This is a genomic window from Saccharothrix longispora (assembly GCF_030852425.1).
Classification (GTDB): Bacteria; Actinomycetota; Actinomycetes; order Mycobacteriales; family Pseudonocardiaceae; genus Actinosynnema; species Actinosynnema longispora.
Genome location: NZ_NSDM01000002.1, coordinates 415453 through 434197 on the forward strand (window position 1 = coordinate 415453; position 18745 = coordinate 434197).

General features: G+C 73.0%; 9 protein-coding genes. All 9 read left to right on the top strand.

The features are described 5' to 3' along the window. Window positions 1-484 precede the first annotated feature (484 nt). The 9 genes from CKY47_RS06925 to CKY47_RS06965 all read left to right on the top strand — a co-directional run bounded on the left by CKY47_RS06925 (window position 485) and on the right by CKY47_RS06965 (window position 18740). Complete coding sequence (locus CKY47_RS06925) at window positions 485-1921, top strand: M20/M25/M40 family metallo-hydrolase (protein WP_306744817.1); 1437 nt, start codon at window positions 485-487, stop codon at window positions 1919-1921. Further along, window positions 1918-3597 (top strand): pyridoxal-dependent decarboxylase, encoded by a 1680-nt coding sequence (locus CKY47_RS06930; protein WP_306744818.1) that lies wholly within the window; start codon window positions 1918-1920, stop codon window positions 3595-3597. Before CKY47_RS06925 ends, CKY47_RS06930 begins: the two co-directional genes overlap by 4 nt. 13 nt (window positions 3598-3610) lie before the next feature. Further along, complete coding sequence (locus tag CKY47_RS06935) at window positions 3611-4342, top strand: hypothetical protein (RefSeq protein WP_306744819.1); 732 nt, start codon at window positions 3611-3613, stop codon at window positions 4340-4342. 150 nt (window positions 4343-4492) lie between these two features. Beyond that, window positions 4493-4981: a YbaK/EbsC family protein gene (locus tag CKY47_RS06940; RefSeq protein WP_306744820.1), complete on the top strand. Its 489-nt coding sequence runs from the start codon at window positions 4493-4495 to the stop codon at window positions 4979-4981. Between the two features lie 406 nt (window positions 4982-5387). After that, a complete protein-coding gene (locus CKY47_RS06945) occupies window positions 5388-13127 on the top strand; it encodes an alpha/beta fold hydrolase (RefSeq protein WP_306744821.1) in 7740 nt (2579 codons plus the stop codon). A 42-nt stretch (window positions 13128-13169) separates the two neighbouring features. Then, window positions 13170-14387, top strand: coding sequence for a hypothetical protein (locus tag CKY47_RS06950; protein ID WP_306744822.1), 1218 nt, complete (start codon window positions 13170-13172; stop codon window positions 14385-14387). Continuing rightward, window positions 14384-16321, top strand: coding sequence for an FAD-dependent oxidoreductase (locus CKY47_RS06955; RefSeq protein ID WP_306744823.1), 1938 nt, complete (start codon window positions 14384-14386; stop codon window positions 16319-16321). Before CKY47_RS06950 ends, CKY47_RS06955 begins: the two co-directional genes overlap by 4 nt. A gap of 10 nt (window positions 16322-16331) precedes the next feature. Next, window positions 16332-17312, top strand: coding sequence for an NAD(P)-binding domain-containing protein (locus CKY47_RS06960; protein ID WP_306744824.1), 981 nt, complete (start codon window positions 16332-16334; stop codon window positions 17310-17312). Between the two features lie 15 nt (window positions 17313-17327). Further along, on the top strand, window positions 17328-18740 hold the full coding sequence (locus CKY47_RS06965) for an aminotransferase (RefSeq protein ID WP_306744825.1): 1413 nt from the start codon (window positions 17328-17330) through the stop codon (window positions 18738-18740). The last annotated feature ends 5 nt before the right edge of the window (window positions 18741-18745 follow it).

Genomic DNA, 18745 nt, shown 5'->3' on the forward strand with positions numbered 1-18745 from the left:
CGACGTGCCGGTCCACGGCTCCGACACGCGGGACCGGACGCGGCTCGCGTGGTCCCCGTCCGGCGGCGCCCGGTCCGACCCGCGCGTGGGGCACGGCCCGGCCGGCGGCTGCGGCCCGCCCGTGCGCGACCGGGCGGAACCGGTGGGTCCCCACCGGGGCGGCGTCGAGCGCGGACTCGTTCCCGTCCCGGTTCCAGGGCGTCCGCGCCGGCGTCCCGCCCGGCGTCGGCCCACGCCGCTGAGCGCCTTTCCCTCGCGCACCAGGGGTGACCGGTCCCCCTCACCGGTCACGCCGCCACCTCCCCGGAACACGCACCGTCGCCGCCGACCGCGTCCGGCCACACGTTGGTGGGGTCCGACGCCCACGACCTGTCGGGCACCGCCGTCGCGGTGCCACGATGCAGTGAGATGCCGATCCCGCGTGGCGCCCGGTCCGGAGTGGACACTCCTCGACACCGCCCGCACACCCACGGGAAGGACCCCTATGACCGCGGTCGCCTCCGAGGAGGGTCTGCACGACCACGTGCGCGACTCGGCCCCCGAGTTCTGGCAGGCCCTGATCGACCTGGTGAAGCACAAGTCCACGGCCGACCAGCCGGACCCGCCGCTGTGCGTCACCGCCGAGACGATCGCCGGGCTGTTCCGGTCGGTCGGCCTGAGCAGCGCCGGCGTCACCACCATCACCCACGGGGGGAAGTCCTCCGCTCCCCTGGTGTACGCGGACGAGCGCGCGGACACCGACGGCGCGCGGACGGTGCTGCTGTACGCGCACTACGACGTGCAGCCCGCCGACGAGTCCACGTGGCAGGTCACGAAGCCCTTCGTGCCCAAGGAGGTCGCGGCCGGCGGCGACACCCGGCTCTACGGGCGCGGCGCGGCCGACGACAAGTCCGGCGTCGTCATGCACCTGGGGGCCCTCAAGGCGTTGCGGGAGACCTGGTCCCGGCTGCCGGTCAACGTCAAGGTCGTCGTCGAGGGGGAGGAGGAGAGCGGCAGCGTCCTGGACTCCTACCTCGCCGACAACCCCGGGGACCCCCGGTTCAAGGCCGACCTGGTCGTCGTGGCCGACACCGGGAACCTGGCGGTCGGCCGGCCGGCCCTCACCTCGACCCTGCGCGGCATCCTGGCGGTGGACGTGACCGTCAGGACGCTCGCCAAGGAGGTCCACAGCGGCATGTACGGCGGGCCGGCGCCCGACGCGTTCATGGTGCTGGCGCGGCTCCTGTCGACGATGCACGACGCGAACGGCGACGTGGCCGTCCCCGGCCTGACCCGCTTCGAGCACGACTGGCCGGCCGTGCCGGAGGAGCAGTACCGGGAGAACGCCGGCGTGGAACCCGGGGTCGACCTCGTCGGCACCGGCACGCTCGCCCAGCGCCTGTTCGGCCGGCCCGCCCTCAACGTGGTGGGCCTGCGCGGCGCGCCGAGCATGGACCGGCCCGCGAACGTGCTGCACCCGGAGGTGACCGCCCGGATCAGCGTGCGCCTCGCGCCGAACCAGGACCCGGACGCCGCCCTGCGGGCGATCGAGGAGCACATCGGGGCCAACGCCCCGGGAGCGGTCGTGCGCGAGGTCGAGCCCGTGAGCCTCGGCCAGGGCTTCGCCGCCTACCGGGGGCCGTACCACGCCGCGGTCGAGACCGCGCTCAAGACCGCCTACGGGACCGGCGACGTCGCGCACGCCGGCCAGGGCGGCTCCATCCCGCTGGTCTCCGCGCTCCACGCGGCCAACCCCGGCTCGGACATCGTGCTGTGGGGCTGCGAGGAACCGCTGGCCAACATCCACGGGGACGACGAGAGCGTCAGCAGGTCCGAGCTGGAGCGCATGACGCTCGCCGAGGCGCTGCTGCTGAACGCGCTCGCCGAACCCCGCCGAACGGCTCCCGCCCGGGGGCGAACCACCACAGGAAGGCGAACATGACCATCGCAGACCAGCTACGGGACCGCGCGCGCACGACGGGCGCGGACTCCGCACCGAGCCCGACGGACCAGGACTTCGCGCTCCCTCCCGAAGGCGTGCCCGAGCCGCAGCGCAACGCGGTGCTGGACAAGCTGGAGAACTACTTCGCCGACCTCCAGGGCAGGTTCCTCGGCTACCAGACCAACGAGGACCTCCAGCTGCGCGAGCCGATGGCCCGGTTCCTCGACTACCACTTCAACAACGTCGGCGACCCGTTCGAGGACTCGCACTTCACCCTGCACACGCGGTGGGCCGAGCGCGCCGTCCTGGACTACTACGCCAAGCTGTGGCACGGCAAGCCGCGCACCGAGGTCGACGGCGAGGTGCCCAAGGACGCCTACTGGGGCTACGTGCTCACCATGGGTTCCTCGGAGGGCAACAACTACGCCCTGTGGAACGCGCGCGACTACCTCTCCGGCAAGACCCTCATGCGCGAGCCGGCCGAGGGCGGCGGCGCGCAGTACGTCTGGGTGCAGGACACCGCGCCCGCCGACAACCAGAACGCCTACTCCCCCGTGGGCTTCTACTCGCAGGACACGCACTACTCGGTGGCCAAGGCGCTGCGGGTGCTGAACATCCCGAACTTCTACGAGGTCGGCAGCAAGATGTACCCGTACGCCAACCCGCTGAACCCGGGACAGCCGTGGGACCACGAGGTCCCGTCCGCCGGCGGCGACGGCGGACCGGGCAGCATCGACGTGGACAAGCTGGCGACGCTGGTGGAGTTCTTCGCGAGCATGGGCCACCCCGTGGTGGTCAACCTCAACTACGGCAGCACGTTCAAGGGCGCCTACGACGACGTCGGCGCCATCTGCGAGCGGCTGCGGCCGATCTTCGCCCGGTACGGGTTGGACAAGCGCAAGGTGCGCTACGGCCGCGACGAGAACGGCAACGAGCTGGTCGACGAGCGCACCGGCCACTGGATCCACGTCGACGGCGCGCTCGCCGCGACCTACGCGCCGTTCATCGAGAAGCTCGTCGACGCGGGCGAGATCGCACCGACCACCCCGCTCCCGACGTTCGACTTCCGCATCCCCGAGGTCGCCTCGATCGTCACCAGCGGGCACAAGTACCCCGGCGCGCCCTGGCCGTGCGGCGTGTTCATGACCAAGGCGAACCTCCAGATGCAGCCGCCCGAGCAGCCCGCCGTGATCGGGTCGCCGGACACGACGTTCGGCGGGTCCCGCAACGCGTTCTCGCCACTGGTGATGTGGCACTTCCTGGCCAAGCACTCCGAGCGCGAGCAGATGACGATGATCCGCCGGGCCCTGGAGGTCACCGACCACGCGGAGCGGAAGCTCAAGGAGCTGGGCGGCACCTGGGAGGCGGCGCGCACGCCGCTGGCGCTCACGGTGCGGTTCAAGCAGCCGCCGCCCGAACTCGTGCACAAGTACTCGCTGGCCACGATCCCGCTCAAGGTGGGCAACTCGGTCGTCCACTACGCGCACCTGTACGTGATGCCCCACGTCACGGAGCAGGTGATCGACGCCCTGGCGGCCGATTTGGCCAACTCCAGCCCGGTCAGCGTGCCGGCGCAGCGCGGCGGCGCGGACCTGGCGACCTACGTCGACGGCTCGGCCGACACCGGCGACATCGCCCGCCTGGCGCTGGTGCGCGTCTCCGGCAACGCGTTCTAGGGAGGACCGGCTCATGACGAAGTCCCACGACGAGGAGACACCGGACATCCACGGCTTCGTGCTGATGGGCGACCGACTGGTGTACGGCGGTCACCTGGCGATGTTCACCATGGCGGCCCACCGCTACCAGGTGGTCGCGACGTTCGGGTTCGGCGCCGACGTCCAGAAGGCCTACGTCGACGCCCAGCAGGCGGCGCCGACGGCGACGTTCGTCGTCGTCAACGACGAGAAGCTGCTGCTCCAGGAGATGGTGGCCGACCGGAGGTTCACCGGCACGATCCTCAAGGTGGTCGACAACGACCTCGGGCACCCCACGACGATCGTGGCCGGCGTCCCGGTCGAGATCACGACCGTGCTGCACAACCGGCCGTTCCGGGACGCCGACGAGTACCCGCCCGCCCCCCGGTACCTGCTGTTCGCGCACGGTTCGGAGGCGCACGTCACGCACTACATGACCAAGAAGCCCGACTACCAGCTGCTGGCCGACGTGAGGGTGGTCGAGTCGGACCTCACGTCCGCCGAACTCGCGGCCGGCGTGCTCGTGGACCTCCAGGACGTGGAGGAGGACCACTCCCCCACCACGACCCCGATCCCACCGGGCACGACCGTGCGCGCACTGGGCGCGCAGGGGAAGAAGGCCACCTTGGAGGTCACCGGCACCCGCTGGTTCGACACCGAGGAGCTGAACGGCCCGACCAACTACTCCGTCCGCCTCCTCGCGGCACTGGACGCGGCCTCCGTCTGACCCCGCGACGGGGTGGCGCGGGGTCGACCGACCCTGCGTCACCCCGTCGTGTCGTCACCCCATCGGGGCAGCGATCCGGAGGACGGCTCGACCTCCGCGGTCTGGCATGATGCCCGCACCACCGCGCCGTCGAGAGAAGTTGGCCGACACATGAGTTCCGACACCGCGCACGACAAGCTGATCGCCCTGCTGGACGAGCACGACGCCACCTACCGGGTGATCGAGCACGCGCCGGAGGCCGTGACCGAGGTCGTCAGCCAACTCGCGGGGTACGACCAGCGCCAGGCCGCGAAGTGCATCGTGGTGATGGTCAAGGTGGGCAAGAAGGTCACCCGCTACGCGGCTGCCGTGATCCCCGGCCACAAGCGCGTCGACTTCACCAAGGTCAAGGCGCTGTTCGGCGGGACCTACGCCGGGTTCGCCTCACCGGAGGCCGCCGAGGAACTGGCCGGGACCCCGGTCGGGACGATTCCCCCCTTCTCGTTCGACGAGCGGATGGAACTGTTCGTGGACCCCGAGGTGCTCCAGCACCCGGAGGTGTTCTTCAACGCGGCCCGGTTCGACCGCTCCATCGCATTGGCGACGGCGGATTACGAGGCCATCGCCAAGCCCACCGTCGAGTCCATCGCCCAGGCCTGAGGCGGCCGCCGGACCCGGGCCGCGCCCGCTCTCCGGACGCCCCCCGAAGCATTCCCGCAGTTTCGTGGTGCCGCGCGGTCACCGGTTGGCGACCCGGCGCGCCCACCTCCACGAGGTCCTCCCCGTCAAGGCTCCGGCTATCGCACCCCCGGGGCTTCTCAAATGCGCCGGGGGCCGGACAGCCGCTTGACGCGGCCCGAGCACGCTGCTACTTTCAATTTAACGCGACAAATATTCACATATAAATACCGCAAAGCCTTCTGACGGAATTCCCGTCAGCAGTCGGCGGCACATCGGGACAGCGGCGTCCTCGCCATCAACGACCACCACCCGATGCAGTTACCTTGAATTCGGTGCCAGTTTTTCGCGCGCGAATGGGCCCGCCGCTTTCACGAGGAGCTGTTGCTTGCTGCACCCCACGACAGAACCCAGCGCCGCGAACGGCGCGGACGCCGTCGTGCTCGCCCGGCGCGAGGACGCGGCCCTGCGGCTGTTCGCCTTCCCGCACGCCGGGGGCGGGCACCAGAGCTTCGCCGAGTGGCCCGACGGGCTCCCCGAGGACGTCGAGGTCGTCTCGTACACCCTGCCCGGCCGGGGCCGTGACCTGGGCGGACGTCCGCACGCGGGGTGGCGGGAACTCGTGGGTGACCTGGCCGACCTGGTCGTGCGGCACGACGACGGGACGCCGTTCGCGTTCTTCGGCCACAGCTTCGGCGCGCTGGTCGCGTTCGAGGTCTGCCGCCGCCTGGCCGACGAGGGCCTGCGCACCCCCGGGGCGTTGTTCCTGTCCGCGCACCGGGCGCCGCACCTGCCGTGGGGCGAGTCGGCGCGGCATTCCTTACCCGAGGCCGAGTTCCTCGACCTCGTGCGCGCGTGGGGGCTCGTCCCGGAAGACCTCCTGGCCGACGACGAGCTGCTCCGGCTGATCCTCCCGCCCCTGCGCGACGACCTCCGGCTCGACGAGGAGCACGTCTGCGCGACCGGTGACGCGACCGGTCGCCGACTGGCCGTCCGGTGCGTCGTGTACGGCGGTTCCGAGGACCGGACGGTGACGCCGGGAGAACTGCGGGCGTGGCGGCAGCACTTCACCGGCACAACACACTTCGACACCGAGATCCTGCCCGGCGGTCATTTCTTCACCGTTACCGCGCGGACCTCCCTGCTGGACAGCATCAGCGTACATCTCGATCAGGTGAAAAAGGACGTCGGCCCGTCGATCAGCATCACGGGAACGGCGTACCCGAAACCCGATCGGACGATCTGGGCGCGTTTCCGGGAACACGTGGCGTCACAGCCCGACGCCCTCGCGCTCATTGATCACCCCCGGCAGTGGACCTACCGCGAACTCGACGCGAGCGCGACGGCCCTGGCCGCCGACCTGACCGACGCCGGCACCACGCGGGGTGACGTCGTCGGCCTGCTGCTGCCCCACTCGGCCGAGTACTGCATCGGCCTGCTCACCTGCTTCGGCCTCGGCGCGCCCGCGTGCCTCCTGGAGAAGAACTGGCCGCCCTCGCTGCTCGCCGGGTTCCTGGAGAGCGCCGACGTCCGGGTCGTGCTGACCACCCCGGAGCTCGTGGACCTCCTCCCCGCCGCGTTCCGCGAACCGGGACGGGTGCTCGTGCTCGACCGCGACCGTCGGGCGGACGCCCCGGTGGACGGGCGGGAGCCGGTGGTGTTCCCCGAGGTGCAGCCGACCGACATCGCGCTGATCTCGATGACGTCCGGCACGTCCGGCACGCCGAAGGCGGTGCTCAACAACCACCTCGGCTGCCTCTACTGCTTCGACGCCCGCTACGAGCTGTACCCGTACGCGGAGAACTCCCGCGACGGCCTGAACGCCTTCTTCGCCTGGGAGTGCCTCAGGCCGCTGCTGGCGGGCAGGTCGGCGGTCGTGATCCCGGACGACCACATCTTCGACCCCGTGCGGCTCGTGGACACGCTGGAGGGGTCCGCCATCACCCGCGCCGTGGTGCCGCCCTCGCTGTTCGAGACCCTGCTCGACCACCCCGTCGTGGGTCCGACGCTGGTGGACCGGTTGGCGCACATGGAAGTCTGGTTCCTGATGGGCGAGGTCGTGCCCACCCGGGTCGTCGACAAGGCCGCCGCCCTGCTGCCGCCGCACGTGCGGCTGGTCAACTCCTACAGCACGTGGGAGTGCCTGGACGTCTCGTTCGCCGACCTGCTCCCCCGCCCCGCCGGCGCGGTCACCCGGTCGGCGTTCGCGCCCGCCGGCCGCGTCCTCGACGGCAGCGCGGCGGTCCTGCTCGACGCCGACGGCGAACCCGTGCCCCGCGGCGGCGTCGGCGAGCTGCACTTCGCCGGTCCCGGCGTCGCCGACGGCTACCTCGACGACCCGGTGAAGACCGCCGAGCGGTTCGTGCCGTGCCCGCCCGCGCTGGCCGGCTCCCCGTTCGCCGGGCACACCTTCTACCGCACGGGCGACCGCGCCCGGTTGCTGCCGGACGGCGGCCTGGAGATCCTCGGCCGCACCGGCGACCAGGTCAAGGTGCGCGGGTTCAAGGTGTCGCTGCGGGCCGTCGAGCACGTCCTGGAGGACCAGGACGGGGTGTCCCGCGTCATCGTGCGGCCGGTGCTGGACAGCCGCACGAACCAGCCGACGGGCCTTCTGGCCTACGTCGTGGGCGAAGGCGGCCGGCCCTCGGAGACCGTGCTGGCCCGCTCGAAGCGCAAGGCCAGGCGCGACCTGCCGGAGTACGCCCGGCCGCGGCACTTCATCGGCCTCGACGCGCTGCCGATCGGCAAGGGCGACTCGCGCAAGCTCGACCTGTCGGCCCTGCCCCCGCCGCCGGAGGAGGACGGCGAGGAGGCCGACCACGGCGGCGGCGCCGCGCCCACCACCATGGAGCAGCGCGTCGCGCGGGCGTGGCAGGAGGTGCTCGGCGTGCCGAGGGCCGAGCCCGACGACAACTTCTTCGACCTGGGCGGCGATTCGCTCAGCGCGTCGCGGCTGTCGGGCGTGCTGGCCGAGCGGTTCGGCATCTCCCTGCCCGTCGTCGACGTCTTCCAGCACAGCACCGTGCGGGCCATGGCCGAGCACTGCTCGCGGGGTTCCGGCCCGGCCGCCGCCACGGCGCGCGCCCGCCGCCCGCACACCACCCGGCTGGCCGTCGTGGGCATGGCGGGGCGCTTCCCCGGCGCGCCGGACGTCGAGGCGTTCTGGGAGAACCTCAAGAACGGCGTGGACTCGCTGACCACGTTCAGCGCCGAGCGCCTGCGCGCCAAGGGCGTCCCCGAGGAGGTCCTCGCGCACCCGGAGTGGGTGCCCGCGGCCCAGGTCATCGACGACGCGGACAAGTTCGACGCCGGCTTCTGGGGCATCGGGCGGCGCGAGGCCGTGATGATGGACCCGCAGCACCGGGTGTTCGTCGAGACGGCGTGGGCCGCGCTCGAACAGGCCGGGTACGCGCGGCGCGGCAACCCCTACGGGCGGCGCACCGGCGTGTTCGCGGCGTGCGGCATCGACGGCTACCTGATCCACCACCTGGAGGGCGGCAGCCTCAAGGACCCGTTGGACCCGGCCGGGGTGTTCCTCACCGAGATCGGCAACGAGAAGGACTACGTCGCGACCCGGGTGGCCTACCTGCTCGACCTCGGCGGCCCGGCGGTGACCGTGACGTCGGCGTGCAGCAGCGCGCTGGTCGCGGTGGCGCAGGCCGCGCAGGCGATCACGTCCGGCCAGTGCGACATGGCCGTGGCCGGCGGGTCGTCGATCACCTTCCCGAACTTCGGCTACCGCTACGCCGAAGGTCTGGTGGGCAGCGTGGACGGCCACGTGCGCCCGTTCGACGACGCGGCGAGCGGCACGCTGTTCGGCGACGCCGTCGGCGCGGTCGTGCTCAAGCGCCTGGACCTGGCGATCGAGGACGGGGACCACGTCTGGGCCGTCCTCACCGGCTTCGGCGTGTCCAACGACGGCCGGCTGAAAGCGGGCTACGCCGCGCCGAGCGCGCGGGCGCAGACCCAGTGCATCTCCGACGCCATCGCCATGGCGGGCATCGGCTCCGAGCAGGTGTCGTACGTGGAGTGCCACGCGACCGCCACGCACGTCGGCGACGCCATCGAGGTCAAGGGGCTGCGCGACGCGTTCGCCGAGCACCGGGGCCCCGACGCGCCGGCGGGCGTCCGCACCGCGCTGGGCAGCGTCAAGGGCAACATCGGCCACGCGAACTGCGCGGCGGGCATCACCGGGTTCATCAAGGCGGTCCTGTGCCTGCACCACCGCACCCTCGTGCCCACGGTGAACTACGCGACGCTCAACCCGAAGCTGGTCGACCACGTGGACGCCGACGGCTCGCCGTTCACCGTGCAGCAGGCCCTCGAGGAGTGGACCGTGGCCGACCCGGCGACCCAGCTCCCCCGGCGCGCGGGGGTGTCGAGCTTCGGGATCGGCGGCACGAACGCGCACGTCGTGCTCGAAGAGGCCCCGCCGGTCGAACCGGGCGGACCGGACCCCCGTTCCCTGCACCTGGTCACGGTGTCCGCGCGGAGCGAGGGCGCGTTCCGGCGCAACGCCGACGCGCTGGCGCGGTTCCTGGAGGGGCTGCCCGCCGACGAGCTGGGCCCCGCGATCAGGTCCCTGCACGTCCGCCGCGAGTCGCACACCCTGCGCGCGAGCGCCGTCGTCCCCGCGGGTGACCTCGGCGCCCTGCGCCGGCTGCGCGACGAGCCGCCCCGGACCACCGTGCCGACGGGGCACGCGGCCACCGTGGCGTTCACCTTCTCCGGGCAGGGCTCGCAGACCGCGGGCATGGCGCGCGGCCTCTACCGGGGCGGCGCGGACGGCGGCCGGTTCCGCCGGCACTTCGACGCGGCCTGCGCGCGACTGGCCCCCCACCTGCCGGAGGACCCGGCCGCGCTGGTCCTCGGCGCGGACGACACCTCCGTGCTGCGGCCGACGACGACGCAGTGCGGCCTGTTCGCGGTGGAGTACGCGCTCGCGAGCACCCTGGTGGACGTCGGCGTCACCCCCGTCGCCGTCGCCGGGCACAGCATCGGCGAGTACGCCGCGGCCGTCGTGTCGGGTGTGCTGGCGCTGGAGGAGGCCGCCGAGCTGGTGGCGGTGCGGGCGCTGGCCACCGAGCAGCTCGTCGGCGAGGGCGGCGGGCGCGTCGGCGGGATGCTCAGCGTCGTCGGCGACGAGGACGTGCTCCTCGACCTGGTCGACAGCCGGGAGGACGTGTGGCTCGCCGCGGTCAACGCGCCCGGTCAGATTGTTCTGTCGGGGACAGAGCCCGCCCTGCGGGAAATCTCGGAAGCACTTGCGCGCGGCGGCGCGACGTGCCGGTCGGTGCCCGTGTCGCACCCCTTCCACAGCGACCTGGTGGCCCCGGTCGCCGAACGGGTCGCCGCCGCGGCGGCGCGGTTCGGCGCCCGCGCGCCCGAGGTGCCGCTGGCGGCCAACCTGACCGGGACCTGGCTCGCCCCCCGCCACCGGCCCGACGCGCACTGGGGCGCGCACGTCACGTCGACCGTGCGGTGGCGCGACGACGTGGCCGCGCTGCTGAAGTGGGAGCCCGACGTCGTGCTGGAGATCGGGCCGGGCGCGGTGCTCACCTCGTTCACCCACAAGCTGCTCAAGCACCTCGGCGACGCGTCGTCGACGCCCGTGGCGACCATGCCGAGGGCGAAGGACCCCGGCGCGGACGACGAGGCGGCGTTCCTGGACGCCCTCGGGCAGCTGTGGTGCCGGGGCGTCGAGCTGGACTTCGAGGCGTTCCACGACCGCCCGGGGGCACGCCGGCCGACCCACCGGCCGCTGCCGTCGTACAGCTTCGACCGGACCAGCCACTGGACGAGGCCCGAGGCGTCCATCCACGTCGACGACGAGGTCCGCGACCCCGGACCGGCCGCCGGGGACGCGCCGGGCCGGCTGGTCCGGCACACCGCCAAGCCGGGTCCGCGGGTCACGCTGTACTGCTTCCCCTACGCGGGCGGCGGCCCGGCCGCGTTCCGGTCGTGGGCGCGCTCCGCCCCCGCGTGGCTGGACGTCGTCGCGGTCGAACCGCCCCGGTCGGGCGACGACGCGGCGGCGCTCGCGGAGCTGGCCGCCGACCTGCGGGCGGACGCCGGCGCCGGGGCGGTGGCGTTCTGCGGCCTGAGCTTCGGCGCGTCGCTCGTGCTGGACCTGCTGAGCGGCCCGCTCGCCGACTGGCGGGACCGGGTGCTGGCGGTGTCCGCCGTGGGCCGCGCCCCGCTCGCCGACGAGGTGGTCGCCGCGGATGCCGAATCGTTCCTGATGGTGCCCGACGAGCTGCGCGACGACGAGCGGTGGCGGCGGGACGTCCTGCCGCTGCTGCGCGCCGACCTGGCGTTCGACGCCCGCTCGGCGCGCCGGGTGGCCGAGCGGCCGGGTCCGGTGCTGGACTGCCCGCTCCAGGTGCACTGCGGCACGGACGACCCGTCGTTCCCCGCCGCGTCCGCGCACGGGTGGGCCGCCGTCACGAGCAGCCCGGTCGTGGACGTGCAGCTGCACACCGGCTCGCACGACTTCATGCTGCACCGCCGCGAGCGGGTGCTGGAGCAGCTCGTCGCCCTCCTCGACCGCCTCGCCCCGGCCGACGCCGGGGACGCCTTGCACGAGGTGCGCTGGACGCCCGTCGCGCCGACGACCGGACCGCGGGAGATCCCGTGGACCGACCTCGACCGCACCGGGACGGCCGCGACGACCCGGTTCCTGCTCGACACCCTGACCGGTCCCGACGCCGAGGCGGCCGTGCTGCTGCGACCGGCCCCGGACGTGCCGGCGAACCGGCACTGCGCGGTGCTGCTGGACCTCGCGCGGTCGCTCGTCACCGGTGGGGCGCGCGGCCGGCTGGTCCTGGTGGTGCCCGCCCGGCCGAACAGCGGCCTGGTGGCCGGCCTGACGCGGTCGCTGGCGCTGGAGGAGCCCGGCCTGGCGGTGCAGCGCGTCCACGTGCGGGGCCTGCCGGAGGACGTGGACCACCCGGTGCCCGACCTGCTGGTGCGCGACCTGCTGCGGTCGGTGTCCCGCCACCCGCTGGAGGCAGACCTGCTCACCGGCGGGGTCCTGTCCGGCGGAACCCTGCCCGGCGGGGTCCTGCTGGGCCGCCGCCTCCTGCCCGCCGCGCTGCCGGACCTGCCACCCGGCACGCTGGGCGCGGCCGAGGGCGGCTACCTGGTCACCGGCGGCACGGGCGGCATCGGCCGGGTGGTCGTGGACTGGCTGCTGAACACCCAGGGCGTCGCCCCCGAACGGGTGATCGTGACCGGCCGGACGGCACCCGTCGACCTGCGCCGGGGCGTCCGGTTCGTCGAACTCGACCTCGCCCGGCCGCTCGACGCGGCGGCCGGGATCGGTCCGCTGGCCGGGATCGTGCACCTCGCCGGGGCGCTGGACGACGGCGTGCTGACCAACCTGGACGCCTCCCGGTTCGACGCCGTGCTCGCGCCCAAGCTCGCCCTGGCCGGGCTGGTCGACCTCGGCCGGGCGTGCGGCACGCCGTGGATCACGGCCTTCTCCTCCACCAGCGCCCTGCTCGGCTCGGCGGGCCAGGCCAACTACGCGGCGGCCAACGCCTGGGTGGACGCCCGCGCCACGTGGTCCGCGCCCGACGACGGCCCCGCCGTCGTGTCCGTCGCCTGGGGCACCTGGGGCGAGGTGGGCATGGCGGCGCGCAACGCCAGGGCGCTCGACGCGGCACGCGACGGCGGCGAGACGCCGTTGACCACGGGCCGCGCGCTGGCCCTGCTCGGCCGGGTCGTCGGCGCGCAGCTGTCCGGCGCCGCCGGGCGCCACTTCGCGGCCTGCGACGTGGACTGGGGGCGCGGCCCCTGGGCGGGCACACCGCTGGTGTCGATGCTGCCGGCCGCTCGGCCCCCCGACCGCGCCCGACCGGCCGAGGTCGTCCTGAGCGCGCCGAAGTCACCGGCCGCGCCCCGGACCGACGACCGCCACGACGACCCCGTGCACGCGTTCCTCAACGGCTACGTCCACCAGTGGGACGAGTCGAAGCAGCTCGCCGACCTCGGGCTCGACTCGCTGGACTTCGTCCGGATGCGCGGCGACTTCGCCCGCGTGTTCGGCAAGGACGTGCCGCTGACCGCGATAGCGAGGCCCGACCAGCGCCTCGGGGACCTGCACTCGCTGCTGTCGGACTACTGATCACGCACATCCGCTTGCCGGGGGAAGGGGCAGGTCATACCTGTGAGCGACACGGAGCACCGGACCGCGACGCGCACCGACGACGCGGCCGACGCCTACGACGACGCCGTGCGGCGATTACCGCGTGCGGAGGTCGAGCGCTTCGCCGAGGCCTCGGCGCGCTACCGGGCGGCGGTCGCGGAGCACCTGTCGCCCGCGCTGCGGGACCTCTCCTCGAACCGGCCCGTGGACCCGGACCGGCTGCGCGCCCTGGCCGCGACGGTGGCCGACGACCCGCTGCACCCGGCGTTCGACCCGGACACCGCGCGGTCGGCGGAGGACGTCGTGCTGGAGCGGCTGCACCTGGTGCGACGCGTGTGGGAGCCGTTCTCCGACTGGTGGTGCGGCTACTTCTCCGACCGCGACGGCTCGACCGTGCCGCTGGTCGACCTGTGGCAGCTCTACGTCCCCTTCGCCCGGTGGATCGTGCGGGAGAAGCGCGAACGCCGCCCCGACGGGCTGTTCGTGATGGCCTTCAACGGCAGCCCAGGCGCGGGCAAGACGGTGCTCACCACGGCGCTGTCCGTCGTGGTCAACAAACTCCTGGACCCCCGCGCCGAGGGCCGGGCGGTCGCCCGCAGCGGTGACGACTGGTACCTCGGCAGGGCCGAGCGGGAGCCCCTGCGGCTCCTCGGCTACGACGCCGGCGTGCCGGGGGTGTCCAACCGGGCGCTCCCCGGGACGCACGACCTCGCCTGGCTGCGGCGCAACCTGGCGGAGATGGAGCGCAGCGGCCCCGACACCGTCATCCGGATGGGCAACTTCGACAAGCGGGCCGACGACCAGCCCAGCGGGCCCGACCGGTACTTCGAGTCGCACGGCAGGGTGGGGGTGCTCCTGTTCGACCTGTGGTTCGCCGGCGCGCGGACCGACGTCGACCCGGCGGACCTGCCCGACGGCCTGCGCCGCCGGGTCGCGGAGCACCTGCGCGGCTGGGCGCCCGTCTTCGACCGCTTCGACGCGCTGTGGGCGTACGACTGGAACCCCTACGCCCGGCTGCTGGCCGACCGGGAGGCGCAGGAGCGCCTGGTCGAGCAGCGGCGCGGCACGCGCGGCATGAGCCGCGAGGACATCCGCACGTTCATGGCCTACATGATCGAGCGGGCCTGGGACTGGCGGACGACGTCGCCGCTCCCGGCGGAGGACAGGATCACCTTTCGCGCCTGGCGCGACACCAACCACCGCGTGATCGCGGTGCACCGAGGAGGTCGGGCTTCGTGACGCAGTCGCCTTCCCACCCGCCGGCCGGGCGGACGTTCGCCATGCCGGACGTGGTCCGCCAGTTCCGCGAGCTGGTCGACGAGGAGTCGCGCGGGGACCGCGTCCACGACACCGTCGTCGTCGGCGGCGGCGCGGCCGGCGCGGGCGTGCTGCGGGACATCGCCTCCCGCGGCAACGGCAGCGCCCTGCTCGTGGACCGCGGCCCGTTCGGCGGCGAGACGTCGAGCAAGACCGGCAAGGCGATCCACCCCGGCATCCGCTACCTGCGGATGGGCTTCCACCGGCTGCTGCTGGCGGCCGGCCTGCGCCGGGACCCGAAGATCAGGCAGACGCCGGTGCAGAACCTCCGGTCGGCGTGGCTGGACCTCAAGCTGGTCTGGTACGGCACGCGCGAGCGCAAGATCCTGATGGACACGACCCCGGACACCGTCCAGGAGATCCCCAACGTCGTGTTCGTGCTGCCGGACAGCCCGGAGAGGAAGTGGGCGGTCTTCTTCGGCATCTCGCTCTACGACCTGTTCACCGCGGTGTGGGCGTGGCTCGGCCGCTCGCCGCGCGGCAGCCGGGTGAAGCTGTTCTTCGACAAGCGCGCGCTGCACCGCGAGCTGCCGCACCTGGCGGCGGACTCCCCCGCGCTCGCCGGCATCCAGTACTGGGACGGCAAGGCCAGCAACGACAAGAGCCTGGTGCTCAAGGCGATCCGCGACGCCTACTACCGGGGCACGGAGGCCCACCCGATCCGGGCGCTGAGCCTCGTCGAGGTCGAGCACTACGAGTGGCGGCGGGACGGCGCGCGCGGGTACTTCCTGGTGACCCTGCTGCGCCGCTTCGACCACGACGAGCTGCCCGAGCGGGTCACCGTGAAGGCGCACACGATCGCCAACGGGGCCGGTCCCTGGCTGGACCGGGTGCGCGACCGGACGACGCGGCCCGACGGCAGGCGGTCCGTCGTGTACTCCCGGGGCTCGCACCTGGAGGCGACGAACCGGTTCATCCACGAGAGCCTGTCGGCGGACCCGAAGCTCCAGGTCGGTCTGGTGCCGCTGAACGCCGAGCGCCAGCACTACCTGCGCCCCTTCCACCAGAACGGCATCTGGTACGTCCAGTGCACGACGACGGACCGGCCGCACGAGGACCCGGACCTCGTCGTGCCGATGGAGGACGAGGTCGAGGAGCTGCTGCACTCCTACAACGAGCTGGTCGACGACCGCTGGAAGATCACCCGGCGCGACGTGTTCCACGTGTTCTGCGGCATCCGGCCGCTGGCGGCGAGCGACGGCGGCGAGATCGCGGTCAAGGACCTGACCCGGATGTTCCGCATCACCCGGCACGACCGGGGCGGCCCGGTGTTCGACATGGTCAACATCAAGCTGACCGAGTTCCGCTGGGCCGGCCGCGAGGTGGTCGAGCAGATCGCCGCGGAGCTGCGCCGCAAGGGCGTCAAGAAGCTGAACGCCTCCACGACGCACCGGCTGCCGTTCCTGACCGTGGAGGGCGAGGAGCGGTTCGCCGTGCACCGCGCCGACCACCCGCGCGGCGACCGGGAGTTCCTGCGGGAGAAGGTCCGCCACCACGTCGAGCACCAGCTGGCGTGCAGCTACGAGGACTACCTGATGAACGCCGGCGGCATCAGGGACGCGGTGGTGTTCGACGAGGACGGTCGCTGCGAGATCGACCTCGGCGTGCTCGACCTGGTGCTGGCGGAGATGGCGGCCGCCCTGGGCTGGGACGCCGCGCGGTGCGCCCGCGAGTGGGACCGGTTCGCGGAGGTCTACACCCGCAACATGGCGCACTGCGACCTGCGGGACCGCGTGCGCGACCACCCGGGACCCCGGGCCGAGATGTCCGTTGTGGACACCGAAGACGTCGAGGACGCCGTGGACGTGCGCGACGTCGTCGGCATGCAGGATGCCAAGTCCGGCGCGGGCGACTGAGGGAGCGGGCATGTACTTCGAGCGGGACGCGAGTCTGCACCACGTCGAGGAGGAGGTCGTCGCCGTCGTCGGCTACGGCATCCAGGGCAAGGCGTTCGCCGCGAACCTCCGCGACAGCGGGGTGCGGGTCGTCGTCGGCAACCGGGAGGACGAGTACCGGGAGGCCGCGGTCGCGGACGGGTTCGACACGCGCCCGATCGCCGAGGCCGCCGCCGCCGCGTCGATCGTGCTGCTGCTGATCCCGGACGACGCGCACCCGGAGGTGTTCGCGGAGGACATCGCGCCGAACCTGCGCGACGGCGACCTGTTCGTCATCGCGCACGGCTTCTCGATCCGGTTCGGGCGGATCACCCTGCCGGCGGGCGTCGACGCGGCGCTGCTGGCCCCGAAGATGTTCGGCAAGCCCATCCGGCAGCACTACCTGGACGGCTCGGGGGTGCTCGCGTTCCTCGACGTCGTCCAGGACGTGACGGGGTCGGCGCTGGCGCGGACCCTGTCGGTCGCCAAGGCCGTCGGCTTCACCCGCTACGGCGTGATGCCGGTGTCCCTGGCCACCGAGACGGAGCTGGACCTGTTCCAGGAGCAGTTCCTCACCCCGCTGCTCATCGACGCCGTCCGGATCGCCTACGAGGTGCTGGTCGAGTCCGGGTGCGAGCGCGTGCCGTCGCTGCTGGACATGCACGCCTCGGGCGAGATGGCCGAGATGCTGGTCGAGGCGATGTCGGCGGGCCTGTACGAGGTGATCGAGCAGCAGGGGTCGCCGACGTGCCGGTTCGGCGTCCAGCGCTACCTGGGCAAGCTGGTCGGCGACGACCTCAAGGCCAAGGGCCGGGAGATCCTCGCCGACATCAGGGACGGCGGCTTCGTCGAGGCGCTGGACGAGGAGGCCGCGGCCGGCTACCCGAGCCTGGACGAGTACCGGGCGGCCTACCGGGCGAGCGACGTGACCAAGGCGCACGACGAGCTGCGGGCGATGCTCCGCTCCTCCTGAAGGAAGGCCAGGACCTTGTTACCAGACGTCAAGCACATCGGGCACGGCCTGCCGGACCACGACTCGCTGGTGGCGCGGGACGCCCGCCACGTCCTGCACCCGTGGGCCGACCTGTCCACCCTGGGCACCCAGGAGTCGCTGATCATCGCCGAGGCGCACGGCATCGAGGTGGCCGACAGCGCGGGCAGGACCTACCTCGACGCGATCGGCGGCATGTGGTGCGTCACCGTGGGCTACGGGCACCCGGAGCTGGTCGAGGCGATGGCGGCCCAGGCGCGGAAGATGGCGTACTTCACGCCGTTCGGGGACGTCTCCAGCGAACCCGCCGCGCGACTGGCCGCGATGCTGGCCGACCTCACCCCCGGCGACCTCAACCGGGTGCAGTTCACCACCGGCGGCTCGACGGCGGTGGAGTCGGCGGTCCGGATCGCGCACTACTACTTCGCCTCGCGCGGCCAGGCGGCCAAGCGGCACGTGCTGTCCCGGGTGAACGCCTACCACGGCGGCACGTACCTGACGGCGTCGCTGTCCGGCAAGTCCGCGGACCGCACGCTGTTCCAGTACGAGAGCGACTGGGTCCACCACCTGGAGAGCCCCGGCTACGACCCGGACACCTCACCGGTGTCCGCGGCGGAGCGCCTCGACGGGCTGGTCGCCGGGATGGAGCGGGCCATCGCCGGGATCGGGGCGGAGAACATCGCGTGCTTCGTCGCCGAGCCGATCCTCGCGTCGGGCGGCGTGCTCGTGCCACCGCCCGGCTACCACGAGGCGACGCTGGAGCTGTGCCGCCGCAACGACATCCTCTACGTCTCCGACGAGGTGGTCACCGGCTTCGGCCGGCTCGGGCACTTCTTCGCCTCCGAGGCGAAGTTCGGCGTCGTGCCGGACATGATCGTCACGGCCAAGGGCCTCACCTCGGGCTACCAGCCGCTCGGCGCGGTGATCGTGTCCGACCGCGTCGCCGAGTCGCTGGCCGCGAACGCCGACCGGGACAAGCCCGTCTTCTCCAACGGGTTCACCTACTCCGGGCACCCGGTGGCCTGTGCCACGGCCGTCGCCAACATCGAGGTGATGCGGCGCGACGACGTGTGCGGCCACGTGCTCGACGTCGGCCCGTACTTCATCCGGCGGCTGCGGGAGCTGCGCTCCTCGTCGATCGTCGCCGCGGTCCGGGGCGACCACCTGATGGCGTGCGTGGAGTGCCACGTGCCCGGCGAGGACGGCCCCACCGCCCGCAACCAGGCGCTGGCACGCCGCGTGGACGCGTACTGCGAGGAGGCGGGCCTGCTCGTGCGGCCCTACGAGAACCTCTGCATCATGTCGCCGCCGCTGATCATCACGCGGGGCGAGGTCGACCGGATCGTCGACATCATGGCCGACTCGCTCGCCCGCGCGGAGCACGACCTGCGGACCGGCGCGGTCCGGTAACCGGC